The sequence below is a fragment of the Klebsiella sp. BIGb0138 genome (assembly GCF_004342285.1).
GTDB lineage: Bacteria > Pseudomonadota > Gammaproteobacteria > Enterobacterales > Enterobacteriaceae > Klebsiella.
The window spans coordinates 79,627-92,471 of the sequence record NZ_SMCV01000001.1; the positions used below are offsets into that span (position 1 = coordinate 79,627).

The 12,845-nt window shown below is 54.6% G+C and carries 14 protein-coding genes; 7 read left to right on the forward strand and 7 right to left on the reverse strand.

The window, feature by feature from the left end:
- Positions 1 to 272: 272 nt before the first annotated feature.
- Entirely contained in the window at positions 273 to 1,805 is a 1,533-nt protein-coding gene (locus tag EDF73_RS00365; protein WP_132724627.1) for a SpoVR family protein, read from the forward strand.
- A 58-nt stretch (positions 1,806 to 1,863) separates the two neighbouring features.
- Here EDF73_RS00365 and fadR read toward each other — a convergent pair whose 3' ends face one another.
- Entirely contained in the window at positions 1,864 to 2,583 is a 720-nt protein-coding gene (gene fadR, locus EDF73_RS00370; RefSeq protein ID WP_132724629.1) for a fatty acid metabolism transcriptional regulator FadR, read from the reverse strand.
- A 241-nt stretch (positions 2,584 to 2,824) separates the two neighbouring features.
- On the opposite strand from fadR, the gene nhaB reads away from it, so the two are divergent.
- The 3 genes from nhaB (at position 2,825) to EDF73_RS00385 (ending at position 5,499) form a co-directional block, all read left to right on the forward strand.
- Positions 2,825 to 4,375: a sodium/proton antiporter NhaB gene (gene nhaB / locus EDF73_RS00375; protein ID WP_132724631.1), complete on the forward strand. Its 1,551-nt coding sequence runs from the start codon at positions 2,825 to 2,827 to the stop codon at positions 4,373 to 4,375.
- A 134-nt stretch (positions 4,376 to 4,509) separates the two neighbouring features.
- Positions 4,510 to 5,040 (forward strand): disulfide bond formation protein DsbB, encoded by a 531-nt coding sequence (gene dsbB, locus EDF73_RS00380; RefSeq protein WP_132724633.1) that lies wholly within the window; start codon positions 4,510 to 4,512, stop codon positions 5,038 to 5,040.
- A gap of 114 nt (positions 5,041 to 5,154) precedes the next feature.
- Positions 5,155 to 5,499, forward strand: coding sequence for a DUF1971 domain-containing protein (locus EDF73_RS00385; protein WP_132724635.1), 345 nt, complete (start codon positions 5,155 to 5,157; stop codon positions 5,497 to 5,499).
- 129 nt (positions 5,500 to 5,628) lie between these two features.
- On the opposite strand, the gene EDF73_RS00390 is transcribed toward EDF73_RS00385, so the two are convergent.
- The 3 genes from EDF73_RS00390 to EDF73_RS00400 all read right to left on the reverse strand — a co-directional run bounded on the left by EDF73_RS00390 (position 5,629) and on the right by EDF73_RS00400 (position 7,129).
- Positions 5,629 to 6,075, reverse strand: a complete 447-nt coding sequence (locus tag EDF73_RS00390) for a YcgN family cysteine cluster protein (RefSeq protein WP_100682353.1) — start codon at positions 6,073 to 6,075, stop codon at positions 5,629 to 5,631.
- 95 nt (positions 6,076 to 6,170) lie between these two features.
- Positions 6,171 to 6,830, reverse strand: a complete 660-nt coding sequence (locus EDF73_RS00395) for a fumarylacetoacetate hydrolase family protein (protein WP_132724637.1) — start codon at positions 6,828 to 6,830, stop codon at positions 6,171 to 6,173.
- Between the two features lie 17 nt (positions 6,831 to 6,847).
- On the reverse strand, positions 6,848 to 7,129 hold the full coding sequence (locus EDF73_RS00400) for a YcgL domain-containing protein (RefSeq protein ID WP_132726210.1): 282 nt from the start codon (positions 7,127 to 7,129) through the stop codon (positions 6,848 to 6,850).
- Positions 7,130 to 7,255: 126 nt separating this feature from the next.
- Between EDF73_RS00400 and minC the strand changes: the two genes are divergently transcribed.
- The 3 genes from minC to minE are packed head-to-tail and all read left to right on the forward strand — an operon-like array spanning position 7,256 to position 9,063.
- Positions 7,256 to 7,954: a septum site-determining protein MinC gene (gene minC, locus EDF73_RS00405; RefSeq protein WP_132724639.1), complete on the forward strand. Its 699-nt coding sequence runs from the start codon at positions 7,256 to 7,258 to the stop codon at positions 7,952 to 7,954.
- Positions 7,955 to 7,977: 23 nt separating this feature from the next.
- Positions 7,978 to 8,790, forward strand: coding sequence for a septum site-determining protein MinD (gene minD / locus EDF73_RS00410; protein ID WP_041146180.1), 813 nt, complete (start codon positions 7,978 to 7,980; stop codon positions 8,788 to 8,790).
- Positions 8,791 to 8,793: 3 nt separating this feature from the next.
- Positions 8,794 to 9,063, forward strand: a complete 270-nt coding sequence (gene minE, locus EDF73_RS00415; RefSeq protein ID WP_002910902.1) for a cell division topological specificity factor MinE — start codon at positions 8,794 to 8,796, stop codon at positions 9,061 to 9,063.
- Between the two features lie 83 nt (positions 9,064 to 9,146).
- Here the strand turns inward: minE and rnd are convergent, their stop codons facing one another.
- The 3 genes from rnd to EDF73_RS00430 all read right to left on the reverse strand — a co-directional run bounded on the left by rnd (position 9,147) and on the right by EDF73_RS00430 (position 12,819).
- Complete coding sequence (gene rnd / locus EDF73_RS00420) at positions 9,147 to 10,262, reverse strand: ribonuclease D (protein WP_165905633.1); 1,116 nt, start codon at positions 10,260 to 10,262, stop codon at positions 9,147 to 9,149.
- Positions 10,263 to 10,343: 81 nt separating this feature from the next.
- Positions 10,344 to 12,029 (reverse strand): long-chain-fatty-acid--CoA ligase FadD, encoded by a 1,686-nt coding sequence (gene fadD / locus EDF73_RS00425; RefSeq protein ID WP_132724643.1) that lies wholly within the window; start codon positions 12,027 to 12,029, stop codon positions 10,344 to 10,346.
- A 208-nt stretch (positions 12,030 to 12,237) separates the two neighbouring features.
- Positions 12,238 to 12,819 (reverse strand): Slp family lipoprotein, encoded by a 582-nt coding sequence (locus tag EDF73_RS00430; protein WP_132724644.1) that lies wholly within the window; start codon positions 12,817 to 12,819, stop codon positions 12,238 to 12,240.
- Between the last annotated feature and the right edge of the window lie 26 nt (positions 12,820 to 12,845).

Consider the following 12,845-nt stretch of genomic DNA (forward strand, 5'->3'; position numbering starts at 1 on the left):
CTCAGTTGAAAATATTATTCAACATACGCTTTATTTATGGTGACTTAACTCACAGCATGCCGCACCAGCATTGACCCCATAGATTTACTATCTCATGCTGCGCTTCATTTTTACTCAGAATAAAATCCCGCAACGAGCGCCAAAAAACGCCTTTAAGATTGCGAAATCGCGAAGAAAAGAAATTGTCGGCAGACGCAGTTTGTCATGCCGTGTTCTATGCTTGTTTAGAGGTTCTCCGTACAGAGAGAGCCACCGACAATGAGGGCGCGCTAATGGCTACGATTGATTCCATGAACAGGGACACCACTCGTTTAAGCGATGGACCCGATTGGACTTTTGAACTACTGGAGACCTACCTTGCCGAAGTTGACCGGGTAGCCAAGCTGTATCGGCTCGACACCTATCCCCATCAAATCGAAGTCATTACCTCCGAGCAGATGATGGATGCCTACTCCAGCGTCGGCATGCCGATCAACTATCCGCACTGGTCGTTCGGCAAGAAGTTTATCGAAACTGAACAGGCGTATAAGCACGGTCAACAGGGCCTGGCCTACGAGATTGTGATCAACTCCAATCCCTGCATCGCCTATCTGATGGAGGAGAACACCATTACCATGCAGGCGCTGGTGATGGCCCATGCCTGCTACGGGCACAACTCCTTTTTCAAAAACAACTACCTGTTTCGCAGCTGGACCGACGCCAGCTCGATCATTGATTACCTGATCTTCGCCCGTAAATACATCACCGACTGCGAAGAGCGCTATGGCGTCGATGAGGTAGAAAAACTACTCGACTCCTGCCATGCCCTGATGAACTACGGCGTCGACCGCTATAAACGTCCGCAGAAAATCTCACTGCAGGAGGAGAAGGCGCGACAAAAAAGCCGCGAAGAGTATCTGCAAAGTCAGGTCAATATGCTGTGGCGCACCCTGCCGAAGCGGGAAGAAGAGAAAACCATCGAATCCGCACGCCGCTATCCTTCAGAGCCGCAGGAGAACCTGCTGTACTTTATGGAGAAGAATGCGCCGCTGCTGGAGCCGTGGCAGCGTGAAATCCTGCGGATTGTGCGCAAGGTCAGCCAGTATTTTTATCCGCAGAAGCAGACGCAGGTGATGAACGAAGGCTGGGCGACCTTCTGGCATTACACCATCCTCAACCACCTGTACGATGAGGGGAAAGTGACGGAGCGCTTTATGCTGGAGTTCCTGCACAGCCACACCAACGTGGTCTTTCAGCCGCCCTATAACAGCCAGTGGTACAACGGGATTAACCCCTATGCGCTGGGCTTTGCCATGTTCCAGGACATTAAACGCATTTGCCAGTCACCCACCGAAGAGGACCGCTACTGGTTCCCGGATATCGCCGGTTCCGACTGGCTGGAAACGCTGCATTTCGCGATGCGCGATTTTAAAGATGAGAGTTTTATCAGCCAGTTCCTGTCGCCGAAAATTATGCGCGATTTCCGCTTCTTTACGGTGCTCGATGACGATCATAATAACTATCTGGAGATTTCCGCTATCCATAACGAAGAGGGGTATCGGGAGATTCGCTCGAAGCTGTCCGCTCAGTACAATCTCAGCAACCTCGAACCGAATATTCAGGTATGGAGCGTCGATTTGCGCGGCGACCGATCGCTGACGCTGCGCTATGTGCCGCACAACCGCGTGCCGCTGGATAAAGGCCGCCGGGAAGTGCTCAAGCACGTCCACCGCCTGTGGGGGTTTGATATCCTGCTGGAACAGCAAAACGCCGATGGCAGTATCGAACTGCTGGATCGCAGCCCGCCGCGCCCGAATGCGCTGTAGCTGAGCGAAAAGCATAACGCCCGGTTTCCGCCGGGCGTTTTTTCTGCTGCAGTGCGCGTTAGCGCATGCCGATGACTAAATCGCCCGACATAGTTTTCTGCATCCGGTGCCAGATTTCACCGCTGTCGTGGCCGTAGCGGCGGACAATGTCATACACCTTCTCGTGCAGCCCCTCTTCACACACCTTCGCCAGCTGGTGATAAAAGCCCAACGCCAGGCTGCGTGCTTCCGGGTTGGCGAAATAGTGGCGGCCGATACGGGTATACAGCCCTTTCATTCCGTTTAGGATCAGACCGTAGATCGGGTTGCCGGAGGCAAACGCCAGGCCGCGGAAAATGTTGTAGTCCAGATCGGCAAAGGCATCGGCGTGGTCTTCCACCTCGCGCGCGCTGGCCAGAACCTGCAGGGCGTTTTCAGGGTGCTGACGGAAGGCGGTGCGGATAAAAATAGTCGAAATATTGGTACGTACCGACAGCAGATTATCGATCAGCTGCGGAACGCTGTCGTGATCGAGACGCGCCAGAGTTTCGAGGATATTCAACCCGGACGTTTCCCAGAAATTGTTCACCTTCGTCGGTTTGCCGTGCTGAATGGTTAACCAGCCGTCACGGGCCAGACGTTGCAACACTTCGCGTAAGGTAGTGCGGGTCACGCCAATCAGTTCAGAAAGTTCACGTTCAGCAGGGAGAATCGTGCCTGGTGGAAAACGGTTATTCCAGATACTTTCGATGATGTACTCTTCCGCGAAACCCGCAGGGCTTTGCGCCTTAATGACCATAGTAAGATTTCCATTACACAGCGTTGCAAATTCTACTCATCATACCAGAGCCGCTATAGTGCAGATAGCATCATAAAGTAATTAAAAGGGGATCGCCGTTTCATTTTCAGCTTTTCATTTCACGCGGGCCATGGCCGGAATGCGAGGCGAAGTCAGTTGCTTCCCATTTTGCTCAACTGCTAGTCTTGTAAATAGTTACGTGTAAAATCATGTCATTAATTTGGCGGGAAGGATGTCTGTCGTGGAAATGTCTTATGGCCGCGCCCTGTGGCGCAATTTTCTTGGCCAGTCGCCGGACTGGTACAAGCTCACTCTCATCATCGTCTTACTCATTAACCCGCTGGTGTTTTATCTTAACCCTTTTATCGCCGGCTGGCTGTTGGTGGTTGAGTTTATTTGTACCCTCGCCATGGCGCTCAAATGCTATCCGCTGCTGCCAGGCGGCCTGCTGGCGATAGAAGCCGTGTTTATCGGCATGACCAGCCCCGAGCATATTCGTGAAGAAATCGCCAACAATCTGGAAGTTCTCCTGCTGCTGATGTTTATGGTGGCGGGGATTTACTTTATGAAGCAGCTGCTGCTGTTTATCTTTACCCGTCTGCTGCTGGGTATTCGTAGCAAAATGATGTTGTCGCTCGCTTTTTGTCTGGCTGCGGCCTTCCTCTCCGCCTTCCTCGATGCGTTAACCGTGGTGGCGGTGGTGATTAGCGTCGCCGTCGGCTTTTACGGTATTTATCATCGCGTAGCCTCTTCGCGCCCGGACGATAACGACATCCTGGACGATAGCCATCTCGACCCACATGATCGCGGCGTGCTGGAACAGTTCCGCGGTTTTCTGCGTAGCCTGATGATGCATGCGGGCGTCGGGACAGCGTTGGGCGGCGTGATGACCATGGTCGGCGAGCCGCAAAACCTGATTATCTCAAAAGCGGCCGGCTGGCACTTCGGCGAGTTCTTTTTACGCATGGCGCCGGTGACCTTGCCGGTCGTCGTCTGCGGCCTGCTGACCTGCCTGCTGCTGGAGAAATTCAAGCTATTCGGCTACGGTGAGCCGTTACCGCCAGCGGTGCGTAAGGTTTTACAGGACTATGACGATCGCAGCCGCCAGCAGCGTAGCCGCCAGGACCGCCTGCGGCTCATTGCCCAGGGGATTATCGGCATCTGGCTGGTGATTGCGCTGGCGATGCATCTCGCGGAGGTGGGCCTGATCGGTTTATCGGTGATTATTCTGGCGACGACTTTCTCCGGTGTCACCGATGAGCATGCCATCGGCAAAGCCTTTACCGAGGCGCTACCGTTCACCGCCCTGCTGACCGTCTTTTTCGCCGTCGTTGCCGTGATCATCGACCAGCACCTGTTTACGCCGGTGATTCAGTTTGTCCTGCAGGCCTCACCGCACGCTCAACTGTCATTGTTCTATCTGTTTAACGGTTTGCTGTCGTCGATCTCCGATAACGTCTTTGTCGGCACGGTGTACATCAACGAAGCGAAAACCGCGCTACAGCACGGCGTTATCAGCCTGCCGCAGTTTGAGCTGTTGGCCGTGGCCATTAACACCGGTACCAACCTGCCTTCCGTCGCCACGCCGAACGGCCAGGCGGCCTTTTTGTTCCTGCTGACCTCCACGCTGGCGCCGCTGATTCGCCTTTCCTACGGGCGCATGGTGTGGATGGCGCTGCCTTATACCCTTGTGATGACCCTGGTCGGTTTACTGTGCGTTGAGTTCACCTTAATGCCCGCCACCCAATGGATGCTCGATAACCACTGGCTCGTTACGCCGTCACTTCCTTAAATCAAGCTGCGCTTATCCGCCTTCTTCAGGCGGATAAGCGCACTTCTTTTATGTAATATTTTCCGACAAGCTGCTGGCGTCGGTACGGTTTTCGTTTACACTGCCATGATTTAGCATGTTTCAGGGAAATGACTATGTTGCGATATTTAAACCAGTGCTCGCGGGGACGCGGAGCCTGGCTCCTGATGGCGTTAACCGCTTTTATCCTTGAGTTAGTCGCGCTGTGGTTTCAGCACGTGATGCTGCTACAACCCTGCGTGATGTGTATTTATGAACGTTGTGCGTTATTAGGCATTATGGCTGCCGGTATCGTCGGCGCCATCGCGCCGAAAACGCCGTTACGCTACGTGGCGCTGGTGATCTGGCTGTATAGCGCCCTGCGGGGCCTGCAGCTGGCGTGGGAACACACGATGATTCAGCTGCATCCTTCCCCGTTTCAGACCTGCGATTTCGCCGCCCGCTTCCCGACGTGGCTACCGCTGGACAAATGGCTGCCGCAGATGTTTGTTGCCAGCGGCGACTGCTCCGTGCGCCAGTGGGAGTTTCTGACGCTGGAGATGCCGCAGTGGCTGGTCGGGATCTTCGCCGCCTATCTGATCGTTGGATTACTGGTGCTGATTGCTCAGCCCTTCAAACCCAAAAAACGCGATCTGTTCGGGCGCTAGGCCCAGTAGAGAAAACGCTCCTTCGGGAGCGTTTTTTTTATCTGTACGTTGACGCCGTCACCCATAAAGATGCATATTAAATACATCTTATAGAGTCCTGCTAAGGAGCTGACGATGTCTCACTTGCGTATTCCAGCTAACTGGAAAGTTAAACGTTCCACCCCGTTCTTCACCAAAGAGAATGTCCCCGCCGCTCTGCTCAGCCACCACAATACCGCCGCCGGGGTTTTCGGCCAGCTGTGCGTGATGGAAGGCACGGTGACCTATTATGGCTTCGCTGATGAGCGGGCCACTGAACCGGAAGTGAAGGTGGTGATTAACGCCGGCCAGTTTGCCACCAGTCCGCCGCAGTACTGGCATCGCGTTGAGCTCAGCGAGGATGCGCAGTTCAATATCCACTTCTGGGTAGAAGACGACGCGCACGGTGAAAACGGGCTGTTCCACGCGAAGAAAGCCTGAGTCATTTGTCGTTTGACGGATGACATCGGTCAAGAAAGCCAGACTTCATCAATGGTAAATCTGAGCAACAAAACACAAAACCCGCCGGGCGGCGGGTTTGCGCAATAGCTAGCAGCTGACGTGAACGCCTTACTGCGCCCAGTCAGGCTTATTCAAAATATGGTCCTGCCAGTCGCGTACCGTCTCCTCCTTCACCGCAATATGGCGCACGGAGATGCGTTCGCCGTGCATCGCCGCTTTCGAGCCGCTCAACAGCGGGTGCCAGTGCGGTAAAGGCTGGCCTTCCGCCAGCAGGCGATAGGCGCAGGTTGGCGGTAGCCACTCAAACGTCGGCAGGTTGTCACGCGTTAGTTTAATGCAGTCCGGTTCGTATTCGAAACGTCGCTCATAGTTGCGGCACTGACAGGTTTTGATATTTAACTGACGGCAGGCGACGTTGGTGAAATAGATTTCATCGGTATCCTCATCCATCAGCTTATGCAGGCAGCACTGTCCACAGCCGTCGCACAGTGATTCCCACTCTGCATCGGTCATTTCATCCAGTGTTTTGTGTTGCCAGAAAGGTTGTTCGCTCATAGGGGATATCCGTGATTGCAATTCAGGGTGCACCTTATAACCAGTCTGGCACACCGATGCAAGTTTTGCCGCCTGCGAGAGGCGGCAAGCGGACGTTACAGCACCCGGGTGGTCAACGAAAAACCGTTAAAACCCACTTCCAGATCGTCACCGCTGTGCAGCGGCCCGACGCCTTCCGGCGTCCCGGTGAGCACCACGTCGCCGGCTTTAAGGGTAAAGAAGCGCGACATGTAGGCAATCAGCGGCACGATTTTATGGATCATATCGGCGGTCGTCCCCTGCTGACGAACCTCGCCATTCACCTGCAGACTCAACGGCGTATTTTGCGGATCGCCGTGGAATTCTGCGGCAGGAATAAAACCGGAGACCGGACAGGAATTATCGAAGCCCTTGGCTTTTTCCCACGGCTGACCGGCCTTTTTCATCTTCGCCTGCAAATCCCTCAGGGTCAGGTCGAGCGCCACGCCGTAGCCCGCTATCGCTTTCAGCACATGCTCTTCCGTCGCCTGGCGCAGCGTGCTGCCGATCAGCACCGCCAGCTCCACCTCGTGGTGCACCGAACCCAGACCTTCAGGGAACACCAACGGCTGGCGAATATCGCATAGCGCCGTCTCAGGTTTAATAAACAGCACCGGCTCTTCCGGTAGCGCACTGCCCATTTCCTTGATGTGATTTGCATAATTGCTGCCTACGCAAACGACTTTACTTACCGGGTAATCCAGTAATGCTCCCTGCCAGTTGTGATGTTGGTACATTATTTCCCCTCGGTGGTTTAATCAGATTTATTCCCCTGTTCCGCCAGGTGTTTCTTCAGTAGATTCTCAGTCGGAGGAGGAAGTTGCAGGTAATAGCCCTGATCGATCAGCGCCTGTTTTACTTTTTCCAGATCGGCACCCGCGAGCTTTTTACGTCCGTCGAGCGGCAAAAGCATCGTCATTTGCGGCGTGCCGAAGCTGTCCATCAATTCGGCGGGAACGCGTGAGAAATCGTCCCTTTTTTCGACATACAAATAGGTTTGCTCACGTTTAGTACTTCGATAAATCACACAAAACATAGTTTTACTCGGAATTAGACCCGTGGTCACTTGCCTCAATATATGAGTGACTATAACATGCCTTTTAGTCTTCGGAATATCACCGCACTTCGGCGGGTGATAAACAGCAAATTGAGTAAGGCCAGGATGTCAAATACGCCAATCGAACTTAAAGGCAGTAGCTTCACCTTATCTGTCGTTCATTTGCACGACGCAAATCCCGAGGTTATTCGTCAGGCGTTAGAAGACAAAATCGCCCAGGCTCCCGCTTTTTTACGTCATGCTCCCGTCGTTGTGAATATCAGCAGCGTCGAAGAGGTCGTTGACTGGCGCGCCATGCACGAGGCCATCGCCAGCACCGGCTTACGGATTATGGGCGTGAGTGGTTGCAAAATCCCGCGGCTGAAGACGGAAATCGACCGCAGCGGGATCCCTTTACTGACGGAAGGGAAAGAAAAAATGCCCCGTCAGGCGCCGTCAGAACCGGTTGCACCAGCGCCAGTTGTTAATCAGATCACAAAAACACGTTTAATTGATCTGCCGGTACGTTCCGGTCAGCGCATTTATGCTCCAAACTGTGATCTAATTGTTACAAATCATGTGAGTGCCGGTGCGGAACTTATTGCCGACGGTAACATCCATGTATATGGCATGATGCGAGGACGAGCGCTCGCAGGCGCAGGTGGCGATAGAGAAGCGCAAATATTTTGTTCACACCTCACGGCGGAGCTGGTGTCCATCGCTGGGGAATACTGGCTGAGTGATAATATCCCGGCCGAATTTTATGGCAAAGCGGCGCGCCTGAGTCTGGGTGATACCGCGTTGACTATTCAACCGTTGAGTTAGTCCCTTTTTAACAAGGAATTTCTATGGCACGCATTATTGTTGTGACTTCGGGTAAAGGGGGCGTTGGCAAGACTACCTCCAGCGCGGCCATCGCTACCGGTCTGGCCCAGAAGGGAAAGAAAACCGTCGTTATCGACTTCGATATCGGCCTGCGTAACCTCGACCTGATCATGGGCTGCGAGCGTCGGGTGGTTTATGACTTCGTCAACGTCATTCAGGGCGATGCCACGCTGAATCAGGCGTTAATCAAAGATAAACGCACCGAAAACCTCTATATCCTCCCCGCTTCCCAGACGCGTGATAAAGATGCGTTGACCCGCGAAGGCGTCGATAAGGTTCTCGAAGAACTGAAAAAAATGAATTTCGATTTTGTTGTCTGTGATTCACCTGCAGGCATCGAAACCGGTGCGCTGATGGCGCTGTACTTTGCTGACGAAGCCATCATCACCACTAACCCGGAAGTCTCCTCCGTTCGTGACTCCGACCGTATCCTCGGCATCCTCGCCTCCAAATCCCGCCGTGCGGAAAATGGCGAAGAGCCGATTAAAGAACATCTGCTGCTGACGCGCTATAACCCTGGCCGCGTCAACAAAGGCGACATGCTGAGCATGGAAGACGTTCTGGAAATCCTGCGTATCAATCTGGTCGGCGTGATCCCGGAAGATCAGTCCGTACTGCGCGCGTCAAACCAGGGCGAGCCGGTTATTCTGGACGATGCATCAGATGCAGGTAAGGCTTATGCCGATACGGTAGAACGTCTGCTCGGAGAAGAACGTCCTTTCCGCTTCATTGAAGAAGAGAAGAAAGGTTTCCTCAAACGCCTGTTCGGAGGATAAATTATGGCATTACTCGACTTTTTTCTCTCGCGGAAAAAGAACACGGCCAACATTGCGAAAGAGCGCCTGCAAATCATCGTCGCGGAGCGTCGTCGCGGCGATGCTGAACCGCATTACCTGCCGCAGCTACGGAAGGATATTCTGGAAGTCATCTGTAAATATGTGCAGATCGACCCGGAAATGGTCAGCGTGCAGCTGGAGCAGCGAGACGGTGATATTTCGATTCTGGAGTTGAACGTGACTTTACCAGAAACGGAAGAGTCGAAATCCTGACGGTGGGTGCACCCGATAGCCTTGCGCTATCGGGCCAGTTTGTTGTATGGCCCGGATATCACCTCCGGGCTATTTGCCGTGGCTTAGCGCGGATATTCGCTTAACAGCGCCTTCAGGCGATCGGCCATCAGTGCGCTACGCCAGCCGGAAATCAGCTCCGGCAAGGTATTGCCGCTCTTCAACTGCCAGTGCCAGTTTAGCAGCTGGTTAATCTGCCGTCTGGATGCCAGCAGCTCCGCACTCAGCCCCGTTCCACTACTCACATCCTGCACCAGCGCTTTAATCTCTTTAAAGACCTTGCGGTATCCCGGCATATCGATCAGGTTTTGCAGCGGTTCCGGTAACGCCTCTTCCGGCAGCTCCTGCGCTTTCGCCACCAGGCTTATCAGCGTTTTACCGTGGAAGCGAATTTCACTGCCGGATAATCCCAGGCTATCGAGCTCGCCCAGGCTCCCCGGCATATAGCGCGCCACGCTCCACAGGTGTTCTTCACGAACGACAAAATTAACCGCCATATCGCGATCGCGCGCTTTACGCAAACGCCACTCCGCCAGCAGCTGCAGGCAGCCAAGCTGGCGGCTGCGCAGTTGCCAGGCGTTGCCGATATCGCGCCATGCCTGCGCCGGGTCCTGCACTTCCTGGCGACGCTGCTGCATCAGACGACACTCATCCAGCGCGGCGGGTAGCCAGCCGGCGGCTTCGGTTTCCGCCATCAGCTTGCTGGCGATAGGCAGCAGATACCAGACATCGGCAGCGGCATAATCGCACTGACGCTGGGTCAGCGGACGCGCCAGCCAGTCGGTGCGCGACTCGCTCTTATCCAGCGCGACGCCGGAGTACTCTTCCACCATGGATGCGAATCCCCATGACATCGGGCGACCGCAAAAGGCCGCCAGAATCTGGGTATCGATCAACGGCGCCGGCATCAGGCCAAAGGTGTTGAGGAACACTTCCAGATCTTCACTGCCGGCGTGCAGGTACTTGGTGACGTCTTTGTTCAGCAACAGCTCGCGCATGGGCGCCCAGTCGCTGATTTCCAGCGGGTCGATCAGCGAAACCTGTGTGCCGTCAAACAGTTGCAACAGGCCCAGCTGCGGGTAGTAGGTGCGGGTGCGGACAAATTCCGTATCCAGCGCAAGCGCCGAAGCCGCGCTTGCCGCTTCACAGATGGCGCGAAGACCATCGTCGGTGGTGATCATCTGATAGTTCAAATCATACTCTCTTAACTTGCGCCCATAAAAAACGCCGGCTTAGCCGGCGTCTGGCGACTCGCGTATACCTTAGGCTTTATTGTCTACTTTAGCGCGGGCTTCGTCACGCAGTTCTCGCCGTAAAATTTTCCCAACGTTGGATTTCGGTAGCTCATCACGAAATTCCACCAGTTTTGGCACCTTATAACCGGTCAGGTGACGGCGGCAGAAGGTAATCAGCGCCTCTTCGGTCAGCGCCGCGTCTTTCTTCACGACGAAGATCTTCACCGCTTCGCCGCTGCTGCCTGACGGGACGCCGATGGCGGCCACTTCCTGAACGCCAGAATGCTGCATCACCACATCCTCGATCTCATTCGGATAGACGTTGAAACCGGAGACCAGAATCATATCTTTTTTACGGTCCACGATGCGCAAAAAGCCTTCATCATCCATTACCGCAATATCCCCGGTATACAGCCAGCCGTCTTTGATAATTTCAGCGGTCGCGTCCGGGCGCTGCCAGTACCCCAGCATCACCTGCGGGCCTTTCACGCACAGTTCCCCCGGCTGACCCGGCGGCACTTCATTATCGTCATCGTCCACCAGTTTCGCTTCGGTAGACGGGACCGGCAAACCGATACTGCCGCTATGATAGTCAATATCGTGCGGGTTAACGCTGACCAGCGGCGCGCACTCGGTCAGCCCGTAGCCCTCCAGCAGATACTGGCCGGTCAGTTTCATCCAGCGTTCGGCCACCACCTGCTGCACCGGCATCCCGCCGCCGGCGGAGAGATGCAGTGAAGAGAAGTCGAGCTGCTGGAACTCTTTATTGTTGAGTAAGGCGTTGAACAGGGTGTTAACCCCGGTCATTGCCGTAAACGGGTATTTCGCCAGCTCCTTCACCAGACCCGGAATATCGCGCGGGTTGGTAATCAGCAGGTTCTGGCCGCCGAGTTCAATGAACAGCAGGCAGTTCATGGTCAGCGCAAAGATGTGGTACAGCGGTAATGCCGTAACGACAAACTCTTTCCCCCGGTGCAACAGCGGCCCGTAGGTGGCATTCACCTGTTCGAGGTTAGCCAGCATATTGCGGTGGGTGAGCATCGCCCCTTTCGCCACCCCGGTGGTACCGCCGGTATATTGCAGGAACGCCAGATCTTCCGTGACAATATCGGGTTTGACGTACTGCAGGCGGTAGCCATTATGCAGCGCACTGCGGAAAGAGATCGCGTCAGGCAGATGATACTTCGGCACCAGCCGCTTGATATATTTGACGACGAAATTCACCAGCGTGCCTTTCGCCGTGGAGAGCTGATCGCCCATGCGCGTCAGAATCACGTGTTTCACCTGGGTTCTGGCGACCACTTTCTCCAGGGTATGAGCAAAGTTGGAGACGATGACAATCGCCGCCGCGCCGCTGTCATTGAGCTGGTGCTCCAGTTCCCGCGGCGTATACAGCGGATTGACGTTCACCACGATCATCCCGGCGCGCAGAATACCGAATAACGCAATGGGGTATTGCAACAGGTTAGGCATCATCAGCGCGACGCGGTCACCCTTCTGCAGGCCCAGCCCCTGCTGAAGATACGCGGCGAACGCCCGACTGCGCTCCTCCAGCTTACGGTAGGTCATCACCTCGCCCATATTGATAAATGCCGGCTGGTCGGCATATCGCGTGGTGGCATGTTCAAACAATTCAACCAGGGATTGATAGCGGTCAGGATTTATCTCCGCCGGAACATCGGCGGGATAGCGGTTTAGCCAAACCTTTTTCACTGCATCACCTCTGAAATAGTTATTCGTCGTCATCACAGCCCCTGATCAACAAACATTCTGTTAACATTATATTAACTCAGCGTACCAGTTTATTAATTAGGCGTTTTACAGGTTGCGAAGCGCGTCACTATTTATTTTTCTTATCAGACTAAAAATGAAGAAACAGCGGACAAGCCGCTGTTTCTTTTAGCTTACAAAAACTACAAAATCATTCAGTTACAACACTTCTGACTTCCGCAGGGCCCGGATTATACCAACCCCAGCCGCCATAGCCGTAGCCCCAGGGGCGTGGGCCAAACATCCACGGATCGATAGGCTGCGGCGGCATAACCACCTGCTGCACCACGTTCCAGCGCTTATAGCCGGTGGCGTTCATCAGCATAAATTTGTAGGGCGTGTTGCCTACTTTTCCGTCGACGGCGCCGGTAATCGGGCCGACGACGGTGACCAGCTGACCACGAAAATCGACCGGGTCAAGGAAGCCATTCACGTCGGCGTAGATCCGCCCGCGTGAAGGTTCATTCAGCTCAGGCCGGGCGCCGCTGTCTAACGGCACGGTGGCAATCTCCAGCCGGGTTTTCCCCTGTTGATTCTGGATGTTGACGACCTTACCGCCAAAGCGCGCTTCCTGGCCGACATACAGCTGCGGCGCAGCCATCACCCGGACTAAATCTTGCTGTGGCGTCGGGCTGGAGCCTTTAATGGCATCCGGCACCGAAACGCAGCCGCTCAACGCGGCGGCAACGGCGCCCGCTAAAAACCAACGTACTACTTTATTTTGACCCGCCATGATGCGACTCCTTATCTCAGGCTTCT

What these genes read in the sequence shown, in the direction of transcription:
- EDF73_RS00365 (WP_132724627.1), top strand. Translation starts at nt 273, where the DNA reads ATGGCTACGATTGATTCCATGAACAGGGACACCACTCGTTTAAGCGAT.
- fadR (WP_132724629.1), bottom strand. Translation starts at nt 2,583, where the DNA reads ATGGTCATTAAGGCGCAAAGCCCTGCGGGTTTCGCGGAAGAGTACATC.
- dsbB (WP_132724633.1), top strand. Translation starts at nt 4,510, where the DNA reads ATGTTGCGATATTTAAACCAGTGCTCGCGGGGACGCGGAGCCTGGCTC.
- EDF73_RS00385 (WP_132724635.1), top strand. Translation starts at nt 5,155, where the DNA reads ATGTCTCACTTGCGTATTCCAGCTAACTGGAAAGTTAAACGTTCCACC.
- EDF73_RS00390 (WP_100682353.1), bottom strand. Translation starts at nt 6,075, where the DNA reads ATGAGCGAACAACCTTTCTGGCAACACAAAACACTGGATGAAATGACC.
- EDF73_RS00395 (WP_132724637.1), bottom strand. Translation starts at nt 6,830, where the DNA reads ATGTACCAACATCACAACTGGCAGGGAGCATTACTGGATTACCCGGTA.
- EDF73_RS00400 (WP_132726210.1), bottom strand. Translation starts at nt 7,129, where the DNA reads ATGTTTTGTGTGATTTATCGAAGTACTAAACGTGAGCAAACCTATTTG.
- minC (WP_132724639.1), top strand. Translation starts at nt 7,256, where the DNA reads ATGTCAAATACGCCAATCGAACTTAAAGGCAGTAGCTTCACCTTATCT.
- minD (WP_041146180.1), top strand. Translation starts at nt 7,978, where the DNA reads ATGGCACGCATTATTGTTGTGACTTCGGGTAAAGGGGGCGTTGGCAAG.
- minE (WP_002910902.1), top strand. Translation starts at nt 8,794, where the DNA reads ATGGCATTACTCGACTTTTTTCTCTCGCGGAAAAAGAACACGGCCAAC.
- rnd (WP_165905633.1), bottom strand. Translation starts at nt 10,262, where the DNA reads ATGATCACCACCGACGATGGTCTTCGCGCCATCTGTGAAGCGGCAAGC.
- EDF73_RS00430 (WP_132724644.1), bottom strand. Translation starts at nt 12,819, where the DNA reads ATGGCGGGTCAAAATAAAGTAGTACGTTGGTTTTTAGCGGGCGCCGTT.